General features: G+C 38.3%; 18 protein-coding genes and 1 other annotated feature. Of the genes, 14 read left to right on the top strand and 4 right to left on the bottom strand.

Annotation, left to right across the window (positions count from 1 at the left end):
• Positions 1-106: 106 nt before the first annotated feature.
• A complete protein-coding gene (gene thrS / locus ACTQ45_RS09550) occupies positions 107-2,059 on the top strand; it encodes a threonine--tRNA ligase (protein WP_441763544.1) in 1,953 nt (650 codons plus the stop codon).
• Positions 2,060-2,553: 494 nt separating this feature from the next.
• Here thrS and ACTQ45_RS09545 read toward each other — a convergent pair whose 3' ends face one another.
• Positions 2,554-3,780 (bottom strand): D-alanyl-D-alanine carboxypeptidase family protein, encoded by a 1,227-nt coding sequence (locus ACTQ45_RS09545; protein WP_441752328.1) that lies wholly within the window; start codon positions 3,778-3,780, stop codon positions 2,554-2,556.
• A 246-nt stretch (positions 3,781-4,026) separates the two neighbouring features.
• On the opposite strand from ACTQ45_RS09545, the gene ACTQ45_RS09540 reads away from it, so the two are divergent.
• The 7 genes from ACTQ45_RS09540 to ACTQ45_RS09510 all read left to right on the top strand — a co-directional run bounded on the left by ACTQ45_RS09540 (position 4,027) and on the right by ACTQ45_RS09510 (position 11,196).
• Complete coding sequence (locus ACTQ45_RS09540; protein WP_441752326.1) at positions 4,027-5,217, top strand: O-antigen ligase family protein; 1,191 nt, start codon at positions 4,027-4,029, stop codon at positions 5,215-5,217.
• Positions 5,218-5,456: 239 nt separating this feature from the next.
• Complete coding sequence (gene infC, locus ACTQ45_RS09535; RefSeq protein ID WP_441752510.1) at positions 5,457-5,981, top strand: translation initiation factor IF-3; 525 nt, start codon at positions 5,457-5,459, stop codon at positions 5,979-5,981.
• A gap of 61 nt (positions 5,982-6,042) precedes the next feature.
• Positions 6,043-6,240 (top strand): 50S ribosomal protein L35, encoded by a 198-nt coding sequence (rpmI, locus tag ACTQ45_RS09530; RefSeq protein ID WP_441752325.1) that lies wholly within the window; start codon positions 6,043-6,045, stop codon positions 6,238-6,240.
• A gap of 30 nt (positions 6,241-6,270) precedes the next feature.
• Entirely contained in the window at positions 6,271-6,627 is a 357-nt protein-coding gene (gene rplT / locus ACTQ45_RS09525) for a 50S ribosomal protein L20 (RefSeq protein WP_441752324.1), read from the top strand.
• Between the two features lie 181 nt (positions 6,628-6,808).
• A complete protein-coding gene (locus tag ACTQ45_RS09520; RefSeq protein ID WP_441752322.1) occupies positions 6,809-7,495 on the top strand; it encodes an HD domain-containing protein in 687 nt (228 codons plus the stop codon).
• 188 nt (positions 7,496-7,683) lie between these two features.
• Complete coding sequence (locus ACTQ45_RS09515) at positions 7,684-9,417, top strand: ABC transporter ATP-binding protein (protein ID WP_441752320.1); 1,734 nt, start codon at positions 7,684-7,686, stop codon at positions 9,415-9,417.
• A 12-nt stretch (positions 9,418-9,429) separates the two neighbouring features.
• Positions 9,430-11,196 (top strand): ABC transporter ATP-binding protein, encoded by a 1,767-nt coding sequence (locus tag ACTQ45_RS09510; RefSeq protein WP_441752318.1) that lies wholly within the window; start codon positions 9,430-9,432, stop codon positions 11,194-11,196.
• 293 nt (positions 11,197-11,489) lie between these two features.
• On the opposite strand, the gene ACTQ45_RS09505 is transcribed toward ACTQ45_RS09510, so the two are convergent.
• Positions 11,490-12,659, bottom strand: coding sequence for an aminotransferase class I/II-fold pyridoxal phosphate-dependent enzyme (locus tag ACTQ45_RS09505; protein WP_441752316.1), 1,170 nt, complete (start codon positions 12,657-12,659; stop codon positions 11,490-11,492).
• Positions 12,660-12,781: 122 nt separating this feature from the next.
• Positions 12,782-13,041: a binding site (T-box leader), on the top strand.
• Positions 13,042-13,102: 61 nt separating this feature from the next.
• Here ACTQ45_RS09505 and ACTQ45_RS09500 point away from each other — a divergent pair.
• A complete protein-coding gene (locus ACTQ45_RS09500; protein ID WP_441752314.1) occupies positions 13,103-13,996 on the top strand; it encodes a MetQ/NlpA family ABC transporter substrate-binding protein in 894 nt (297 codons plus the stop codon).
• 99 nt (positions 13,997-14,095) lie between these two features.
• Here ACTQ45_RS09500 and ACTQ45_RS09495 read toward each other — a convergent pair whose 3' ends face one another.
• A complete protein-coding gene (locus tag ACTQ45_RS09495) occupies positions 14,096-14,776 on the bottom strand; it encodes a DsbA family protein (protein ID WP_441752312.1) in 681 nt (226 codons plus the stop codon).
• A 93-nt stretch (positions 14,777-14,869) separates the two neighbouring features.
• Positions 14,870-15,460 (bottom strand): CYTH domain-containing protein, encoded by a 591-nt coding sequence (locus ACTQ45_RS09490; RefSeq protein ID WP_441752310.1) that lies wholly within the window; start codon positions 15,458-15,460, stop codon positions 14,870-14,872.
• Between the two features lie 166 nt (positions 15,461-15,626).
• Here ACTQ45_RS09490 and ACTQ45_RS09485 point away from each other — a divergent pair, with 166 nt between their 5' ends.
• The 5 genes from ACTQ45_RS09485 to mgtE all read left to right on the top strand — a co-directional run bounded on the left by ACTQ45_RS09485 (position 15,627) and on the right by mgtE (position 20,154).
• Complete coding sequence (locus tag ACTQ45_RS09485; RefSeq protein ID WP_441752308.1) at positions 15,627-16,262, top strand: GTP pyrophosphokinase; 636 nt, start codon at positions 15,627-15,629, stop codon at positions 16,260-16,262.
• 33 nt (positions 16,263-16,295) lie between these two features.
• Positions 16,296-17,153, top strand: a complete 858-nt coding sequence (locus ACTQ45_RS09480; protein ID WP_441752306.1) for an NAD kinase — start codon at positions 16,296-16,298, stop codon at positions 17,151-17,153.
• 75 nt (positions 17,154-17,228) lie between these two features.
• Positions 17,229-17,840: a TlpA family protein disulfide reductase gene (locus ACTQ45_RS09475; protein WP_441752304.1), complete on the top strand. Its 612-nt coding sequence runs from the start codon at positions 17,229-17,231 to the stop codon at positions 17,838-17,840.
• A gap of 64 nt (positions 17,841-17,904) precedes the next feature.
• A complete protein-coding gene (locus ACTQ45_RS09470; protein WP_441763543.1) occupies positions 17,905-18,747 on the top strand; it encodes an RluA family pseudouridine synthase in 843 nt (280 codons plus the stop codon).
• Between the two features lie 39 nt (positions 18,748-18,786).
• Positions 18,787-20,154, top strand: a complete 1,368-nt coding sequence (gene mgtE, locus ACTQ45_RS09465; protein WP_441752300.1) for a magnesium transporter — start codon at positions 18,787-18,789, stop codon at positions 20,152-20,154.
• Positions 20,155-20,615: the final 461 nt, after the last annotated feature.

Genomic DNA, 20,615 nt, shown 5'->3' with positions numbered 1-20,615 from the left:
AACATTTCACGTCCCATTGTCTGATACTTTGTATTGGACAGTGGGGCTTTTTTTTATTGAATGAGTATTGGCTGATGGTTGCAAGTGACTTATAGGAGGAATTCAAATGGAAAAAATTATTTTAACATTCCCAGACGGTAGTCAAAGAGAATACGATAAGGGAATTACAACTGAGGGTGTTGCGCAAGCAATTAGCAAGTCGCTTGGTAAAGCAGGCTTAGCGGGTAAATTTAACGGTGAGTTAGTCGATTATGTCCGTCCATTGGAAATAGATGGGACAATTGAAATTATCACTGAGAAGAGTGACGAGGCTTTACAAATTATGCGTCATTCAACTGCGCATTTATTGGCTCATGCGTTGACACGTTTATACCCAGAAATTCACTTTGGTGTAGGACCGGCCATCGATTCAGGTTTTTACTACGATACAGATAAAGAAGAACAAATTTCAGAAGAAGACTTGCCAAAAATTGAGAAAGAAATGAAACGAATTATTTCTCAAAACTACCCAATCGAGCGCCGTGAAGTATCACGCCAAGAGGCTTTAGAAATTTTTGCTGCAGATCCGTATAAAGTTGAGTTAATTGAGGCTTTACCAGCTGATGAGATCATTACAGTCTATCAACAAGAAGACTTTACTGATTTATGTCGCGGTGTCCATGTGCCTTCAACAGGTAAAATTAAAATCTTTAAATTGCTATCACTAGCTGGTGCGTACTGGCGCGGTAACTCAGATAATAAAATGATGCAACGTATTTACGGGACAGCTTTCTTCAAGCAAGCGGACTTAGATGACTTTTTACGCATGCGTGAAGAAGCTAAAGAAAGAGATCACCGTAAACTAGGTAAAGAGTTAGGCATCTTCATGATTTCTCAAGAAGCTGGTTCTGGCTTGCCTTTCTGGTTACCAAAAGGCGCAACTATTCGTACAGCCATCGAACGTTATATTATGGATAAAGAAATTGCTTTAGGTTATGACCATGTGTATACACCCATTATGGCCAAGACAGATTTATATAAAACATCTGGCCACTGGGCACATTATCAAGAAGATATGTTCCCACCAATGGACATGGGCGAAGGCGAAATGTTGGTATTACGTCCAATGAACTGCCCGCACCACATGTTAATCTATAAAAATGATGTTCATTCTTACCGTGAATTACCAATCCGTATTGCGGAATTAGGGATGATGCACCGTTATGAGAAATCAGGTGCCTTATCAGGTTTACAACGTGTACGTGAAATGACATTGAATGATGCACATATCTTTGTTCGTCAAGCTCAAATTAAAGATGAATTTAAACGCGTCTTGAAATTGGTTGCGGATGTTTATGATGACTTCAATATAACCGACTACCGTTTCCGTCTAAGCTACCGTGATCCAGCCGACAAAGAGAAGTACTTCGATGATGACGCTATGTGGGAGAAAGCAGAAGCAATGTTAAAAGAAGCGATGGACGAATTAGGCTTAGAGTATTTCGAAGCCATTGGAGAAGCGGCATTCTACGGACCTAAATTAGATGTTCAGTTTAAAACAGCGATTGGTTTAGAAGAGACAATGTCTACGGTTCAATTGGACTTTTTATTACCAGAGCGTTTCGATTTGACTTATATGGGTGAAGATGGGTTAGATAACCACCGTCCGGTCGTGATTCACCGTGGCGTTGTTTCAACGATGGAACGTTTCGTGGCTTACTTAATCGAAGAGTACAAAGGCGCTTTCCCAACGTGGTTAGCTCCAGTCCAAGCCGTGCTATTACCTGTTAACTTGGATGCTCATGGTGATAAAGTTGAAGAAATCTATCATGACTTAAAATCTAAGGGTTACCGCGTAGAAATGGACTTACGTAACGAAAAATTAGGTTACAAAATCCGTCAAGCGCAAACTTCAAAAGTACCTTACCAAATCGTAATTGGTGACGAAGAAGTTGAAAACGGCACAGTAAACATACGTCCTTATGGATCAAGTAAATCTGAAAGCTTAGCTTACACAGCTTTCATCGAACGATTAGCTGAAGATGTTGCTCGCAAGAGTCGTCCAGAAGAAGAAGCTTAAGTAAGTCATCTACTTACAGAAATCCAAATCTCATTGAGTTGAATTTGAGTCAAGCAAATGATGCGAAAAAAATTACATTAAACAAACAGACAACTTGTTAGAGCTGAAAATCAGCTGGGACAGTTTGTCTGTTTTTTTCGTGGACAGTGTTTGGATACTTGATGACGTCGAGTAGTGAAAGATAATGAAGGTAGCAGAGGACGAATTAGTTCTTTGGGTGTGAAAAAATTTGATGATCAAAGGAAGAGTTTGTGTAAGGGGAGTAATTAGGCGTTGGGATTGATAACGAGGAATCTTTTAGTGCAATGATTGAATTGTTTGAAGAAGATGTGGGTTTAATGTGTCGATTCGCCAAGTGAGTTAACACGTTAAAGGGGTTAACCTGTCGACTCAAATTGTGAGTTAATCCATTAAAATAATGCTAGATCATCCTGAACCACAAAAAAACAGTCTCTCGAATAGTTGCTCGAGAGACTGTTCTTATTAGAACGTAATTAATTAAACATGTTGAATAAATCACGCATGAAGTTTGTGACTGGAGAGTCACGGCGATTTTCTAATTCAATACCTTCTTCAGCCATTTCTGCTTGTGCTTCTTCCTCAGCAAGTTTTGCTAATTCAGCTTCACGTTCAGCACGCGTTAAGCGCTTGTTTGAAGGAAGACCTTCTAATTGATATAAATCAGGATAATCTAATAAAGCATCTAGTAAGATTTCCGTTTCCCAATACGTCGTTACATCAAGTCCATCTTCACGTGGGAAAAGCCCCATAACAACCGCAATTACTTCACGGCCATTCTCAGTACTTGTAGATACAAAGTTACGACCAGCTGCATCTGTCATACCAGATTTTAAACCAGTAATTCCTGCACGACCATAAGCTTGACCTTCTAATAATTGGTTTGACGTGTAGAATACTTGCTCTAATTCTGTGCCAGCAGCAAAGGTGTATTCATATTTGGAGGTGACTTCTAGTAAATGTGGAAATTCTTTTACAACGTATTGACTCATTAAGGCGACATCCACAGCGGACATTTTATTCTCGCTTGTTTCGTTTGAGCCATCGATCCATAATTCCTCAGGTAAGTACATGTTTGGAATGCCTGATACCGTATAAAATTCGAAGTCGGTAAAGCCCCATTCGGTTAACTGCTCGCGAATCGCTTGAACTGCAGCTTGTTCTGTACCATAAATTTCCCATAATAATGCTGATGTAGCATCGTTACCAGATAAGAACATGATTCCGTGGATTAAATCCTCCACGCTATATTCTTCGCCAGCGTATAGCCCTACAGCTGACATTTCTGGATTAAATGAGAAATAATCTTCAATTTCTTGAGGGATGGTTACCATTGTGTCTAATGAGAGTTTCCCTTCGTCAATTGCCTTATATACTAGGTAAACTGCCATAATTTTTGACATTGAAGCGATGGGGTAAGGGACATTCCCTTGTGTTTGTGCTAAAATTTTGTTTGTTTCAACATCGATGACAGCGTATGAACGCGCATCAATATTACTTGCATACCAATCAAGAAGTTCCTGTGGATATTCTTCAGGAATTTCAACAGGGTCATATTGAGTAGCCTCTTGAATATCTTGGGATAGGTTCGGTGTTTTCGAAATATTCTCAACTTGGGCTGAAACGGTTGTACCAACAGAAAGAACACTCATACTAACGAGTGAGCTTAACACCAAGTGTTTTAACTTTTGCTTTACTGACAAAACGTACGCCTCCTAAAATGAATTCTTTACTATTATAGCGAAAGATAAGTTTTTTTCCAAGTAATAGTCAAAGTTAAGAGTAATCTTAATATTTTTATTGAAATTAAATTCTGTTAAATTAAGAATTTCTGAAAGTTGATCTTAATTATTGGGCAAGTTGAGAAAATGTGCTAATATATGTTAATAACTTTAAATAAGGTGATTTAAAGAATAAATATCTGTGATATATTAAGGAGGGGTTAGACGATGGGATCATCTACAAAAGCTCTCAAGGATTTCTTAGCAGAGCACGATGTGATGATATTAGGGATAATTTCGGCATCAATCGTTATCCTTTTACCGTTTTTTATTGGAGCACCTATATTAATTGTCATTCTTGTCCATTTTTGTTGGCAAGATCGAGCTCAGTTAAAGCAAACAATTGAAAAACTCGGTTGGTTAGGTATTTTTATAGCCTATTCGATCATTGTCTCACTCATTAATCGAAATTGGATTGGCGTTTTAGCAACGATTGCGGTTGCTTTAATTGCACTCTTTTTCGTTTATTATCAGCGGAAATTAAATGCAGAGCTGTACGTTTTACTACTTAAGATTTTCTGTTGGGGGAGTATTCCTCTATCGCTAATGTCGATTTATCAGTATCTACTATATTCGTATACAAATGGTTATGATATGTTCTATATTTTTAAATACCATAACCCTCAAACACGGGCAGAGGCCACATTTTTCAATGCGAATTACTACGGTCTTTATTGTGTGTTCGTCGTAGTCATTGCAATGTATTTATTTAAAAGGAGTCATTTTAAACATACCAAACTATTATCAGTCATCGTTTTGGCATTGAATTCAATTAGTATTATTTTGACCGCTTCTAGGTGGTTAATACCTACAGTAGTGGTAGCTGTCGTTTGGTTAATTTATTTTTTAAACCGGAAGTATGCATTTATTGCGATAGGCGCTAGCGTGATTGCACTGGTAGGTTTAATGCTGAATCCTGACTTACTTCCAAGGTTGACAACCTTAGCTTATGCTTTTGAGGATCGCTTCGTTATTTGGGACACAGGTTGGAACATCTTCCTAACGGAACCTTTAATGGGTCGTGGGGCGATGAGTTACGTAAACTATTATTATCTATTTGTAGATGAAGGGAAAATGCACGCCCATCAGTTACTTATTGACACGCTCGCTAACTTTGGCATTTATGGCCTGATGATCTTGTGTGTGAGTTTTACGGGTTTCTTCAGACGCACGTTAGCAGCACTGCGTGATAAGAGTATTCGTGATGAAGTCGGTTTGATTACATGTTTTATAGTGATTGTCTTATTCCATGGTATTATGGATATGGCCATCTTCTGGTTACAAACAGGCTTTATATTTTTGGCTGTTGTGTCTGTACCGACCGACGTTTTAAAAAAAGTAGCCACAATCGATATATAATTTAATAAAGTCCTTGCATTCTGGTGGGCGGCATGGTATTCTATATTAGTTGAGACAACAAGTAGAGACATGCCGTTTCTCGCCAAGTGATGAATTGCTTGGCAAATAAACCTCTTTACCATACGATTAGTATGAGTATACGTTTATGCAGTTACGGCGAGTTTATTATTATAAACTGGCCTTTTTTATTTTGCCTTAAATCTATTTGTTTGATCATAATATAATGGAGGTGGAAATCTATCGTTAAGGAATTAATTATTAACGAAGACATCCGAGCACGTGAATTACGTGTAATTAGTGGAGATGGCGAGCAAATTGGAGTGAAGTCTCTAAGTGACGCCTTAACCATTGCGGAATCTTTCGGATTAGACTTAGTACTAATGTCACCCAATGCCAAACCACCCGTTGCAAAAATCATGGACTATGGAAAATATCGTTACGAAATGCAGAAAAAAGAAAAGGAGCAACGTAAAGCTCAGAAGATTGTTTCTGTAAAAGAGGTACGATTAAGTCCAACCATCGATGATCATGATTATCAAACTAAATTGCGTCAAGCGGTTAAGTTCTTAGAGAGTGGAGACAAAGTTAAAGCGAGTATTCGTTTTAGAGGTCGTGCCATTACTCATAAAGAGTTAGGGAAAGATGTCCTAGATGACTTTATCGATGATACGAAAGATCTTTCAACGGTCGAAGTAAGACCTAAAATGGAAGGACGCAGCATGTTCATCTTGCTAGCGCCAATCTCATCAAAAGATGCTGAATAAGCACTATCAATGTCACACTGTTTTACAATAGTATAACAGATACCAATCAGGAGGAATTATCATGCCAAAACAAAAAACTCACCGTGGACTAGCTAAACGTGTTAAGAAAACTGGTTCTGGTAAATTAAAACGTTCTAGAGCATTTACTAGTCACCGTTTCCACGGTAAAACTAAAAAACAACGTCGTCAATTACGTCAAGCATCTTTAGTTAGCGCTGGAGACTACAAACGTATTAAACAACAAGTCGCAGCACTATAATCGAACAACCATTTCAAGGAGGAATAAATCATGGCACGTGTTAAAGGTGGATACGTTACACGCCAACGTCGTAAACGTACAATTAAATTAGCAAAAGGTTATTATGGAGCGAAGAGCATCAGCTTCAAGATGGCAAAGCAACAAGTGATGAAGTCTTACACTTATGCTTACCGTGACCGTCGTCAGAAAAAACGTGACTTCCGTCGCTTATGGATTACACGTATTAACGCAGCAGCTCGTATGAACGGCTTAAGCTACAGCGTTTTAATGAACGGCTTAAACAAAGCAGGTATCGAAGTTAACCGTAAAATGTTAGCTGACTTAGCAGTTCACGATGCAACAGCATTTACTGCATTAACTGAACAAGCTAAAAAAGCGTTAGCTTAATTTTAAGCTAGCTATTATCCCTACTATATTATAAGTAGGGTTTTTTATTTTGTCTTTTGTCGGGCACTTATTCAGTCGAAAGCAGCTCTCATTAAATTGGCTGAAAAAGTATAAAGTTGATACCTCTTTATTTTCATATCTGTTAAACTGGTTACTGAACCATTGAAAGTGAGGGGATAAAGTGGAACAAGAATTCCTACTGAATGAATTAAGTGAAGCAGAAAATCAGGTGATTCAACGGACACAAGCCTTTGTATATACTTTGTTGAAAGACGATACAAGCGGCCATGATTGGTGGCATATTGCACGTGTCACGAAAATGACCATTCGATTAGCGCGTGAAGAAAAAGGGGCTAATCTCTTGACTTGTGTATTAGCTGCGCTGCTACATGACACAATCGATGATAAATTAGTAGAGAGTGAAGCAGTAGCGATTGCTAATGTTAAAGAATTTTTATTGACTTCAGGAGTTTGCGAAAGTCAGATGATGGCAATCATGGATATTATCACAAACATGTCATTTAAAGGCGGACTAAATAATGACTATCCCTTAAGTTTTGAAGGACAAATCGTCCAAGATGCCGACCGCTTGGATGCTATTGGTGCGATTGGAATTGCTCGAACGATTTATTATTCTGGTCATAAAGGGCGACCAATCCATAATCCAGCTATGAAGCCACGTGAAGATATGACATTAGAGGATTATCGTAGTGGTAATGATTCAGCAATTATGCATTTTTATGAAAAATTATTGAAATTGAAGGCTTTAATGAATACCTCAAGTGGCCGTCAAATAGCCATTAATCGTCACGATTATTTAGAAGACTTCCTGGACCAATTTTATCAAGAGTGGGAAGCAAAGCGTTAAATACAGTCATAAACAAACGATTAGCCAAAACATCCGAACAAGGTATCAGTCTTTAATAAAATCATAAACAAGTAGAGCTCTTGTTTGACTTTAACTAAGACACATTGATAGACTTGATTTGGAAACAAACTGGGGACGCTTGCGAGCGTTCCCCTTAACTATTTATTTTAAAGGAGGAGTTTAAAAACATGCAATATATTTGGAGCTATTTGAAGCAACACCCTAAATATTTGGTGATAAATCTAGTCATGGGCCTATCTTCAGTACTAATAAACCTAGGCTTACCTACCATCTTTGCTTATATGATTGATCAAGCAATTATCCCCAATGACACCAGTGCCTTATATCGACTCGGTGCACTGATGTTAGTGGTTATTGTGGCAGGCTTACTAGGACGTGTCATATTAACCTACGTGGCAAGTAAATTAACGACACTGATGATAAAGGATATGCGTAATGACCTTTTCGACAAAATACAACTCTTTTCGCATCACGAATACGAAAAAATTGGTGTATCCTCGCTCGTTACGCGAATGACAAACGATGCCTTTGTGTTAATGCAATTTGCTGAAATGTCTCTAAGACTCGGCGTTATTGCCCCGATGATGTTTGTGGGAAGCATCATAATGATCATCCTTACGGCACCATCACTCGCGTGGTTTATGCTAGCTGCCTTACCAATCCTAGCTTTAATGATTTATATCATCGCTAAAAAATCACGCCCACTATCTGAAAGTCAACAAACCTCTTTAGATAGTATTAACCAATATGCGCGTGAAAACTTAATGGGTTTACGTGTCATTCGAGCGTTCACTCGTGAAGATTATCAAGAAAAACGATTTAAAAATGAAGTTCAAAATTATGCCACTATTTCTGGGAATTTATTTAAATTGATGGGGGTAGCCTCTCCCTTATTCTTCCACATTATCATTTGGATGATTGTTTTAATATTCTGGTTTGCCTTAAAACCGATTGAAGCAGGTCAATTACAAGTAGGTAACTTAGTGGCTTTTATTGAATATTCCTTCCATGCCTTATTCTCATTCTTAATGTTTTCAAACCTATTTATGATGTTTCCTAGAATGTCAGTTTCAGCCAATCGTTTAGAAGAAATAATGGATATGCCTATTTCAATAGATCCTAATTTAGAAGGGATTACTGAAACTGAAACCAAAGGTTACTTAGAGTTTGATAATGTGACTTTTGCTTATCCTGGTGAAACAGAAAATCCTGTTTTACATAACATTAGTTTTAAAACGAAACCAGGAGAAATTATTGCCTTTATCGGAAGTACTGGTAGTGGTAAATCGACACTGGTCCAACTCATTCCACGTTTCTTTGATGTGACATTAGGGCGCATTTTAGTTGATGGTGTAGATGTTCGAAAATATAAATTAGATGCCTTACGTCAAAAAATTGGATTTATTCCTCAAAAGGCACTCTTATTTACTGGAACGATTGGTGATAATCTACGTTACGGTAAATACAGCGCGACAGAAGGTGAACTAGAAAGAGCAACAGATGTCGCTCAAGCGCAAGATTTTATTGAAAAGACTCAAGAACGTTACCGCTCTTTCTTAGCAGAAGGAGGTAATAACTTATCTGGTGGTCAAAAACAACGTTTGTCCATTGCTAGAGCTTTGGTCAAAAAACCAGATATTTACGTCTTTGATGATAGTTTCTCAGCGCTAGATTATAAAACAGATGCAGAATTACGTCGTCGATTAAAAGAAATTACGACCGAAGCAACTACTGTCATTGTGGCACAACGTGTTTCTTCAATTATGAATGCCGACCAAATTATCGTTTTAGATAAAGGTGAAATTGTGGGGCGTGGAACCCATGATGAATTATTGGCAACAAGCGAGATATACCGTTCAATTGCAGAGTCGCAAATCAAAAATGCATCGTTAGAAGAATAGGAGGCGGCGAATATGGAAACAAACAATGTTGTATCAAAAATTTGGCGCTATTTACGTCACTATAAAGTTTCTCTCTTCACGTCCTTTTTCATGATGTTAGTCTCAGTCCTTATGACGGTTATTGAGCCCTTCATGTTAGGTTTAGCCATTACTGAACTGACAAGTAATTTAGTCGATATGGCACGTGGGGTAGAAGGCGCTGGGATTAATTATGACTATATCTTCTGGATACTCGTTTTATATAGTCTAAGAGGTTTAGTTAATCAATTTACAACCTTTGGGTCGAATTACTTTATTACTGTCGCCGTTCAGAATATGGTCAGAGATTTAAGAAACGACATCATTCATAAAATTAACTTAATACCTGTATCCTATTATGACCGAAATCAATTCGGAAATATTCTGGGACGTATTACAAGTGACGTTGAGTCCGTTTCTAACGCGCTTCAACAAAGTCTCTTACAAATCGTAAACGCCATTTTATCGATTCTATTTGTGGCAGTTATGATGCTTTGGCTTAACTGGAAACTCGCGCTAGTGATTATGATTAGTATGCCCCTTTCATATTTAGTGGCACGTTACGTTGTCAATCTATCTCAAAAGTACTTTAAAGCTCAAGCCGATGCTTTAGGCAGACTGAACGGTTATGTGCAAGAAAGTTTCACAGGCTTTAACATTATAAAATTGTATAGCCGTGAACAACAATCGAGTAAAGATTTTCGTAAAATCACGGACGACTTACAAGATGTCGGCTTCAAAGCCAGTTTCTTATCAGGTTTGATGATGCCACTCGTGAGTGTTGTTTCTCACCTGACTTATTTACTCGTCGTGATTATCGGAGGTTTATTCACCATAGCTGGTCGTCTAACCTTGGGTAATTTACAGGCATTCACGCAATATGTTAACCAAGTCAATCAGCCGATCCAAATGATTTCACAATTATCTGGACCACTTCAAAGTGCCAGTGCAGCGATTAATCGTATTTACGAAGTGCTTGACCAAGAAGAAGAACCTAATGAGAAAACAACGAGTTTCACTCAGCCGGTAGAAGGTAGAGTAACCTTTGAAAACGTGTCATTCCAATATGTTGAAGACAAGCCGTTAATCCGTCACTTTAATGTTGAAGTGAATCCGGGGGAAATGGTGGCGATAGTTGGCCCGACAGGAGCAGGGAAAACGACGATGATAAACTTATTAATGCGTTTCTATGATGTCACAGATGGCGCAATTAAAGTTGACGGAGTGGATATACGAGACATTGCGCGTCAAGAACTACGCGAACAATTCGGTATGGTATTACAAGACGCTTGGTTATTCGAAGGCTCCATCAAAGAAAACTTACGCTTTGGTAACTTAAATGCGACGGATGAAGATATTGTCGAAGCTGGAAAAGCAGCTAACGTTGACCATTTTATACGCACATTACCTGGTGGCTATGATATGGAAATGAATCAAGAATCCTCGAATATTTCGCTAGGTCAAAAGCAATTATTGACAATTGCTCGAGCTTTACTATCTGATCCGAAGATATTGATTCTTGATGAAGCGACGAGTTCTGTTGATACGCGTTTAGAACAATTGATTCAAAAAGCAATGAGTCGTTTGATGGAAGGACGCACAAGTTTCGTCATTGCGCACCGTCTATCAACCATTCAAGAAGCAGATAAAATTCTAGTTATGGAAAACGGTCAAATTATTGAGCAAGGAAACCACCAAACATTGTTGGAGAAACAAGGTTTCTATTATGATTTATATCAAAGTCAATTTGCAAAAGATTAGCACGCTAGAAAGCCACTTCCGATCGGAAGTGGCTTTTTTTGATTATAAGAATCAATCGCTTCAAAACATTAACACACTGGAAGTTCGTCTAAATATCGCAAGAAATCCGCAAAGTCCTTAGGCTATTTCTTTTAACATGTTAACTGAATTTCCCAGTCAGCACGTTAAACGAACCCCTCCACTCAAAGCCAATATAACACAAGGAAGCATTGACTATATTCAATTCATCAAGTCTTCCAAGTTATTATATTGGGGAAGAATAAGACGACGCTCAGACAATGAAAACTTATAAATTACTTGATATACTGCTTTTTGAAAGCAGCTAATCGCTCTAAATATAGGCGTAAGTTATCTGTACTTGAGACATAACTCGTTCTAAAATAACCTTTACCTGCAGCGCCGAAAACTGAGCCTGGTGTTGTGGCGATGCGGCACTCTTCAGCAAGCGCAATACAAAATTCCACATCATTCCCTTGATACCATGTCGGGATTTTAGTAAATAAATAAAAGGCACCTGTCGCTCGTGCTGATTCAAAACCTAAAGCTTCCATTCCGGCGTATAACAAGTCACGACGCGCTTGATAAGAATGCTTCATTTCAAGAATTGCTTGGTCGCTTTCCTTGCTATAAGCTGCAATACTAGCGTATTGAACTTGAGTGGTTGGCGAAGTGACAACGGCTTGGTGTAATGCATAGAATACATCTAAAAGAGGGGCCGGTCCTGCTAGAAAGGCTGAACGCCAGCCGGTCATCGCATGAGATTTTGATGCACCATTAATTAGTAAAGTATGTTCAGGGATAAAACGCGCAATGGACACATGATCAGATTCATATGAAAACTCCGAGTAAACCTCGTCTGCAATCACAAATATTTCGTGAGCTTGAATAACCAGGGCAAGAGCTTCAATTTCTTGACTCGTATAAGTGACTCCTGTTGGATTAGTTGGGAAATTAAATACCAAGGCTTTGACACGGGGATTGACCGCAAGAGCCGATTCTAATTGAGCAGGCGTTAGTTTAAAACCACTTTCTGACACATCAATCGGCACCGTTTCTCCACCTGCTAAAAGGATTTGAGAATGATAAATCACGTAACTTGGATCTACTACAAGTACTTGATCGCCCGGATTCAATAGTCCAGTTAAGGATAAGTACAAGGCTTCTGTTGCTCCTGCAGTTACGATGATTTCATCCTCTGCTGAATAGGTCAATTGATATTTACGTTCAAGATAGTGGCTAATTTCTTGCCTTAATTCTAGAATACCACGAGAATGAGAGTAGAAACTCTGGTCTTGCTCGATGGAATGAATGGCAGCTTGTTTGATATTCATAGGGGTAGAAAAGTCAGGTTCTCCGATATTAAAAGCTAATAAATTATCTAAGTGGCTGATTCGGTCGCTAAAAGTTCGAATCGTGTTTTCTGGTGCGTGTTTAACATGACGATTAATATTACTATAATCCATAAATATGCTTCCTTTCCGACGTTAAATATTAGAACCAGTGTATCATATCAGAAGTTAAATTAAAATTAAATTAAAAAAGGGCTTGATTTATGTGAGTTTATGCTATATATTATATTTAAATCAAAAAAGCTTTGAAGTGGAAAGTAAATTTATAACATATCTTAGAGAGCTCGCGTCTGGTGAAAGCGAGTATAGGTGATAAATTGAAAATGGCCACTGAGCTGTCATTCTGAATGCTTAGTCAATAAGAATGAACGGATGCGACCGTTAAAATGCCCCAGTATAACAAGCTTCTTTATTATTGCGTACTGGATGAGGTTATAATAGTGATGTTATAACAAACTAAGGTGGTACCACGAGAATTTACGCTCTCGTCCTTTGCTAAGGGCGGGAGTTTTTTGCATTGTTTTGGAAATCAGATAACAAAAAGGGAGAAGATAAATATGAAAAAATTATTAACAAAATTAAGTGTCGTTGGTTTAGCAGCAAGTGTTTTTGTAGGAGCAAGTAGTATCACGCGTCTTTCTGCTCAGAGTGAATTCGAAGGAGAAACAGTGACCGTTGGCATCGTATCTGGACCAGCCGAAGATGTTTGGGATGTCGTAGTTGAGAAAGCAGCAGCTGATGGGATTGAGTTGGAGCTGGTATTATTTAATGATTATGTTCAACCAAATATTGCTTTAGCTGATGGTTCAATTAACTTGAACGCTTTCCAACACGTTGCCTTCTTAGAAAACTGGAATGAAGCAAACGAAGAAGAACTAACCCCTATCGGCTTCACTTTCGTTTCACCAATGGGGGCATATTCTGAGAAGATCTCTTCATTAGATGACTTGCAAGAAGGGGATACAGTTGCGATTCCTAACGACCCGACTAACGGTGGACGTGCCATTCTTGGCTTAGAAATTGCTGGTGTGATTGAAGTGGATGATGCAGCAGGCTATTTACCAACATTAGACGATATTACAGACAATCCAAAGAACCTCACATTTGAAGAATTAGACGCAGCGCAATTACCTTTAGTTTTACCTGACGTGGCAGCAGCCTTCATTAATTTAAATTTCGCCACAGATGCTGGTTTATCCTTAACGAAAGATGCAATATTTGTCGATGCTGATCATCCAGAACAATTGAGTGAAGCCTACCGTAACGTCATTGTGACACAAGCGGAAAATGTGGAAGAACCATTATTATTACAAATTGTTTCTTACTATCAATCAGTTGAAGTAGCACAAGCCTTATATGATACAACGAATAATGGCGACAAACCTGCCTGGGAAAATGCACCAGTAATAGGTGAAGACGGTGTCGAAGAGTCGTCCGAATCAGCAGAATAAACGATAGTTATTTAAAGAAAAAAGCCAGGACAATGCGTCCTGGCTTTTTTAGTGAAAAATCGACTACATTTTTTGGGAAAGTAGATGATTTTAATTTAATTAAAGTGTATTGTTTCTTAATAATGATAAATGTGGTTTGTGCGGTTTGCTTGTCTGATCTGCATGACAAGTTTCTTCCATCATATCGTCTAGTTGACTTAGAATATTCTGACAGGTGATTTTCCCATCAACGAGAAATCCATCAATACTATTCTCAAATACTACTAGGGATGGGGTTCTTTCAACTTGCATATCCACCGCAATCTTTTGATCATTTAAATATAATTGTCGGACGAAATCTGATTGGAAATCCTCTTGGAAAGTTTCTAAGTCAAGCCCTACTTCACGCACTAAATCATAGACAAATTCTTTAGTGAATAAGTCAAAGTCACCTTGAATATGTTGTTGCATTTTCATTAGAAAGATTCTACCTTTGCGTTTACCTTGCATCGAGGCGGCTTTATAAGCCAGAGACGCTTGATAAACAGTACGGTAGATTTGATTGCGCGTTTTTAGGTCGTTGACTGGTGCGCCTAAATGTTTCATAAATTCTGTGATGATTTTCTGATTATGGAAAGTCAGAATATGTATGTCTACTTTGGCGGCAATCATATTTACAGTTTTATTTAATTCTTGCTCCGCATAATAGCTTTTTCTGCCTAATGGATTAACAAATAGATAAAACTCAAATAGTCTGGGGATTCCATTTACCTGATATTCGACTTGATAATTAGGTAACATCTCGTATCCCTCCTTTACACATGTCGTATACCTCACTATCATAGTATCAAAAACATGGCCAATATACTACCGATATGCCTTTTGTACGTTTGATTATGAGTTTGTTTTAAAGTAATTAGCTGCACGACTCAACTTTGTCTCAGCTTGAAGTAATTTAATTCCAAAAGAATCTAAAAATGATTTAAAAGCGATTTGAGCGGGAACAAGCTGATCAGTTTCTAGTTCTAATTCATAATCAAACTGATCACCAAATTGACTCGCATCCAAGGCGAATTCTCCAAACTCTGCGGTAATTAACCAGCGTTGTGTTTGAATGTCATAAGTTTGTTTTAATTCATTTAACTCAATAGCTTGTTCTTTTAAAAAGTTTAACAGACCAACCTCTTGAATAAAATCGCTTGAAAGATTGCTGGGTGGTGAGAGTGGACGAGGATTGGGTTGGTGATACTCTAAAGATTGAAAAGCATTTTGTCGATGCTTGATGGTCCATACGCTGGAGTCAGCAAAATTTCTTAACCTTAAAGCAGCATCACAATGTTTTAATAATTGGTCATTGGTATCGTAGTAGGTATTATGTTGTCTCAAGTTTGGTTGAGAGTTGTCTAATTTCCAATGGTGAAGCAATGCATCAAATTGCTCCTTAGTGAGTAACACTTTTAGTTCTTGTTCTAATTCAACAGTCATGAGTCGAACCCTTTCTATTTGTCTCATTCTTTACACAAGTCAAAATTCTTTGCACTTAAGCTTATCATATTTCGGACAAAGTACATAATTATAAACAGAAGTGTGCTAAAATAGTGCTGTGAGTAACATAAATTATAGTCAAATACTAAGACCTGGGGTGAGATTTTTGTTAGCAGATGATTTTGTAGATGATTGGGAGGTATTCTTGGCACCTTATCAACAAGCCGTCGAAGAATTGAAATTAAAATTAAAGAATATTCGAAAGGAATATCATGCTCTCAATCGTCATGCTCCGATTGAATTTGTAACAGGACGAACCAAAACAAGAGAAAGTATTCTCGAAAAAATGCATGTACGAAATATTGAAGCAGAAGACATGTTAGATGGTGTTCAAGACATCGCTGGGATACGTATTATGTGTCAGTTCGTAGAAGATATCTATGAAGTGGCTAATTTACTGATGAATCGTAAAGATTTTAAAGTCATACTAATTCGCGATTATATTCAACATCGTAAACCAAGTGGTTATCGTTCGTATCATATGGTGTTAGAGTATCCTGTCCAAAGAGCGTCAGGAGAAGTGCCGGTGATTGTTGAAGTTCAAATCCGGACATTAGCGATGAATTTTTGGGCTACAATCGAACATTCTTTGAATTATAAATATAGTGGGGAATATCCTGATGCCATCTTAAATAGACTTGAAAGAGCGTCAGAAGCAGCTTTCTTATTAGATGAAGAGATGTCAGAAATACGCGAAGAAATACGCGAAGCCATTCAAATTTTCGATCGCCGTTATATGTAGTTTCACGCCTAGTGCGATGACTAAGGAGGAGCTATGGAAAAGAAAGTTTTAATTTATTCAAATGACAAGCCACAATCTTTAGAACTTAAAGAAGAATTGGTAAAGAAAATGAAAACGACCGCGATTAAAGTGGTTGGTAAGGATGAAGCACCTGATTATATTATTTCTATTGGTGGAGATGGGACATTACTCTCTGCTTTTCATGACTTCACCCATTCGGTCAATTCGGCGCGTTTTATTGGCATTCATACGGGCCATCTAGGTTTTTATACTGATTGGCAAAGTTTTGAGATAGATGAAGTGATTCAAGGTATTCTAGACTCTAAAGGTGAATCCGTTAGTTATCCTCTATTAAAAGTTGAAATGACATTAGAGGACGGTTCTAAAAAAACAAGGCTAGCACTAAATGAATTTTCTGTCCGTTCATTTAAAGGAACGATGGTATGTGAGGTCTATATTAAAGAGCACTTTTTTGAGACATTTCGAGGAGACGGGTTGTGTGTATCAACCCCAACAGGATCAACGGGTTTAAATAAATCCTTAGGTGGCGCTGTGATTCATCCTCGATTAGATGCGATTCAATTAACGGAAATGGCCTCTGTCAATAACCGAGTGTATCGAACCTTAAGTTCTCCAATCATTATCCCGAGAGATGAATGGTTTCAGTTATATGTAGAAGCTGAAGAAAAGGAATTTGGTATGTCGATTGATAATATGACATTTAATCATTTGCCAGTTAAGAGCATTCGTATTCAATTAGCAGCAGAACGTATTCGTTTTGCTAGCTTTAGACATATGCATTATTGGGACCGAGTGGAAAACTCCTTCATCGGTCGCAAACAAGGGCGTCAACAAGGGCAACCCAGTGGTAGCCTGAATTACCTTAAATAATACCGTTTGTAACGTGATCAAATGATGTCATCAAGAGTTTTATGATTTTAATAAAGAGAGTTTGGAGAGTGTTGAATGAAGAAAGCTTTGGTTAAATTAGTGGGTTTATCGAGCGTGTTAGTCGTTTTAACAGCTTGTAATCAATCACAAATGAATGAAGAGAGTGTATCTTCAGAAGAAACGGGAGCGGTAGAATCTGTCGAATTAGTTGAGCGCGAAGTGACTTTTGAAGACGGCACGCAATTATTAAGTTTAGACGAAGAAGAAAAGGCCGCAGTTTATGCCGAATTAGATGAGGTAGCTATTTATACAGGTGAGACGGATACGGCAGCTTACAGTCAATTAAAGCCTGTTGAGTCTGAAACAGCTTATGCAGAATTAATGGTTTCGACGAATAATACGCCGGCTATTGTTTATTTAGGCTTTGATGAGTGCCCTTTCTGTAAGGTTTTCTCGCCGAAAATCAATCAATTGGCGAGTGAATTAGGCGTAGAAATTCATTACTATAATACGAAAGAACGGGGTAATGATGCGACTTTCGCGGATGCCATGCAATTATATAACGTAGATACTGTACCACATGCCTTTATTGTTGAGGACGTAAAGGTAGCTAGCAAAGTAAATCACGAAAGCTCAATGGAAGAAATTGAAGCATTCTTATTAGAATTTGTAGATAAAACACAATAGAAAGTTTGGGAATTAGTTGGAGTTCAATTGGCAATATCAGGCGCAAACGCCTACGACTATTAAGTTGTTTTTAAGGCATTTAGATATTCCACGTGCTTTTACATCATGGGTAAAGTTTTCTGGAAGCATTCTGTTAAATCATCAAGCGGTGACAGTCAGACAGACTATTCAAGCGGGGGATTTATTAACATTGATTGCACCGGATGAATTGGGGCATGAAACAGTCGTGCCAGCACCTGATGGTGTAGAAGTGGTTTATGAAGACCGCGATGTCCTTGTGGTCAATAAACCAGTCGGTGTAGTGTCGATTCCGTCGGTGAAAAATCCGAGCGGATCGATGGCCAACCGTATACGTGGCTACTATGTTCAACATAATTACGCGGATCAAGTCATTCATATTGTGACTCGTTTAGACCGCGACACATCAGGCTTAATGTTGATTGCCAAGCACCGTTTGGCTCACGCTCTATTGGATCGTCAGATTCAAGCCCGTCAAATTAACAAAATATACTTTGCGATCAGCTCGCGTGCTGATTGGTTACCTCAGGGCTTAATCAGTGCTCCGATTGCTCGTGATGAAAATTCGATTATTACTCGTCGTGTGCATCACACGGGGAAAGTAGCTGAAACTGAATACTGGCTTGAGGAAGCATTGAAAGACAGCAGTTTATTGAAGCTACAATTACATACTGGACGGACGCATCAAATTAGAGTCCATATGAAACATTTGGGTGGCCCTTTATTAGGAGATGACTTATATGGTGGTCATTTACAGGCACCATTAACGCGTCAAGCGCTTCATTGCGGAGAGTTAAGTTTCAGGCAACCTTTTACGCAGGAGCCGATTATTGTGAAGCAGGATTTGCCTTCTGATATGCAAGAGTGGATTCTTTTACACCGTCAATGATATGATAGTAAGGTAATGATATAGTCAGGAGGTTCAAGCATGGAAGTATTTGAACGATCTTTCGAAGAAAATATTGAAATAATGCAACAATTACTCAGTGGAAATAGAATGACACGTTTTCGTACAGAGTATTTAGCTTTGCATTCATATGATCAAGCCAGAATATTTTTGGCGTTTGAACAAGAGTATCGCGAGAAAGTTTACCAATATCTTTCTCCTTCAGAATTGGCAAATGTCTTTGATGCAATAGAGACCGAGCAACATGAATACATGGATGCTTATTTTGAAGAGATGAATAATGCCTATGCGGCAGCTGTATTGGGCGATATGTATGCTGATAACGCGGTAGATATACTGAATAATTTAAAGAATCACGACTTGGTCAATGTATATATGCACTTGATGAAGCCGTCGAGTGCGCGAGAAATAAGTCAGTTAATCAATTACTTGGATGATACGGCTGGGTCGATTATGACGACTGAATTTGTATCGGTTCAAGAAGAGGACGATTTAAAGAGCGCCTATCAACATTTGAAAAGTGTTGCCAGTTCAGCAGAGACCATCTATTATGTGTACGTGGTCGATGAAAACCGTCGTTTAGTTGGGGTTATTTCTTTAAGAGATTTAATTGTTAACGAAGATTCTAAATTGATTAAAGATATAATGAACACGCGTGTGATTGCTGTTCAAGTAAACGATGATCAAGAAGAAGTCGCTAAGATGGTGATGGATTATAATTTACTTGCTTTACCAGTGGTTGGCTTTGACCAAGAGTTATTAGGCATTATTACGGTTGATGATATTATTGATGTTATTCAAGAAGAAGCCGATAGCGATTATTCTGGTTTAGCGGCTGTTAATGTTAATGTTGAACATGAGACACCATTCCATGCAGCGAAAAGTCGTCTGCCTTGGTTAATCACCCTACTGTTTCTAGGTTTAGGGACGGCTTCGTTAATTAGTCGTTATGAGGAAGTTATTGCGACGGCTAGTGTTTTATCTTCTTTTGTTACCTTAATTACAGGTACAGCAGGGAATGCAGGGACGCAATCATTAGCCGTTTCGGTTAGAAAATTAGCGAATAAATCAGAAGAGGATGAATTTTTTGGTTCTCTCGTCTTTGAGTTATTAACAGGTGTGATTACAGCTGTGATTGTCGGTATATCAATTGCCATTGTAGCTGGTTTTTGGAAGCAGAATTTCACGCTTGGTTTCGTCATCGGTATTGCGATGGCAGCAGCTATCATTGTGGCTAACTTGGCAGGAGCTTTAATTCCGAAATTAATGACTCGTTTAGGTTTTGATCCGGCAGTTGCGAGTGGTCCCTTTATTTCTACACTAAGTGATTTAACGTCAGTTTTGATATACTTCTCAATTGCGTCACTATTTTTAGAAAAACTAGTTTAATAAATAAAACGCCTGACGGCTCACCATTAGTGGCTGTCAGGCGTTTTTATGCATAAGAGTAGGAAGACTTGAAGTTGGTAAAAGGTGAGAAGCGAGAGTGCGTTAGAGTCTAGGTTTGCAGCTTAACTATCGACGTTAATTGTTCCACTCGCGATTTGAGTGGTCACATTGAAAATCTAACGTGCCCACTCATCTTCTGAGTGGGACAATTAAAAGGGGATTTAAAGGAAATCGGCTTGAATTAGCCCCGAAAATTAAACTTTCCATTTAATAATACACGCTCTAGGTTAACTTTCGACTCTAATTGTTCCACTCGCGATTTGAGTGGTCACATTAAAAATCTAACGTGCCCACTCATCTTCTGAGTGGGACAATTAAAAGGTAATTTAATGGAAATTGGCTTAAATTAGCCCCGAAAATTAAACTTTCCATTTAATAATACACGCTCTAGGTTAACTTTC

The organism is Fundicoccus sp. Sow4_D5 (assembly GCF_052116365.1).
Classification (GTDB): Bacteria; Bacillota; Bacilli; order Lactobacillales; family Aerococcaceae; genus Fundicoccus.
The sequence above is the reverse complement of the archived record's forward strand: the minus strand, read 5'-3'. Positions and strand labels throughout refer to the sequence as shown.

Bases quoted from the DNA above. Each gene is read 5' to 3' on its own strand.
- rplT (WP_441752324.1), top strand. From the start codon at position 6,271: ATGGCACGTGTTAAAGGTGGATACGTTACACGCCAACGTCGTAAACGT.
- ACTQ45_RS09540 (WP_441752326.1), top strand. From the start codon at position 4,027: ATGGGATCATCTACAAAAGCTCTCAAGGATTTCTTAGCAGAGCACGAT.
- ACTQ45_RS09505 (WP_441752316.1), bottom strand. From the start codon at position 12,659: ATGGATTATAGTAATATTAATCGTCATGTTAAACACGCACCAGAAAAC.
- mgtE (WP_441752300.1), top strand. From the start codon at position 18,787: ATGGAAGTATTTGAACGATCTTTCGAAGAAAATATTGAAATAATGCAA.
- thrS (WP_441763544.1), top strand. From the start codon at position 107: ATGGAAAAAATTATTTTAACATTCCCAGACGGTAGTCAAAGAGAATAC.
- ACTQ45_RS09495 (WP_441752312.1), bottom strand. From the start codon at position 14,776: ATGTTACCTAATTATCAAGTCGAATATCAGGTAAATGGAATCCCCAGA.
- ACTQ45_RS09510 (WP_441752318.1), top strand. From the start codon at position 9,430: ATGGAAACAAACAATGTTGTATCAAAAATTTGGCGCTATTTACGTCAC.
- ACTQ45_RS09515 (WP_441752320.1), top strand. From the start codon at position 7,684: ATGCAATATATTTGGAGCTATTTGAAGCAACACCCTAAATATTTGGTG.
- rpmI (WP_441752325.1), top strand. From the start codon at position 6,043: ATGCCAAAACAAAAAACTCACCGTGGACTAGCTAAACGTGTTAAGAAA.
- ACTQ45_RS09480 (WP_441752306.1), top strand. From the start codon at position 16,296: ATGGAAAAGAAAGTTTTAATTTATTCAAATGACAAGCCACAATCTTTA.
- ACTQ45_RS09475 (WP_441752304.1), top strand. From the start codon at position 17,229: ATGAAGAAAGCTTTGGTTAAATTAGTGGGTTTATCGAGCGTGTTAGTC.
- ACTQ45_RS09500 (WP_441752314.1), top strand. From the start codon at position 13,103: ATGAAAAAATTATTAACAAAATTAAGTGTCGTTGGTTTAGCAGCAAGT.
- ACTQ45_RS09490 (WP_441752310.1), bottom strand. From the start codon at position 15,460: ATGACTGTTGAATTAGAACAAGAACTAAAAGTGTTACTCACTAAGGAG.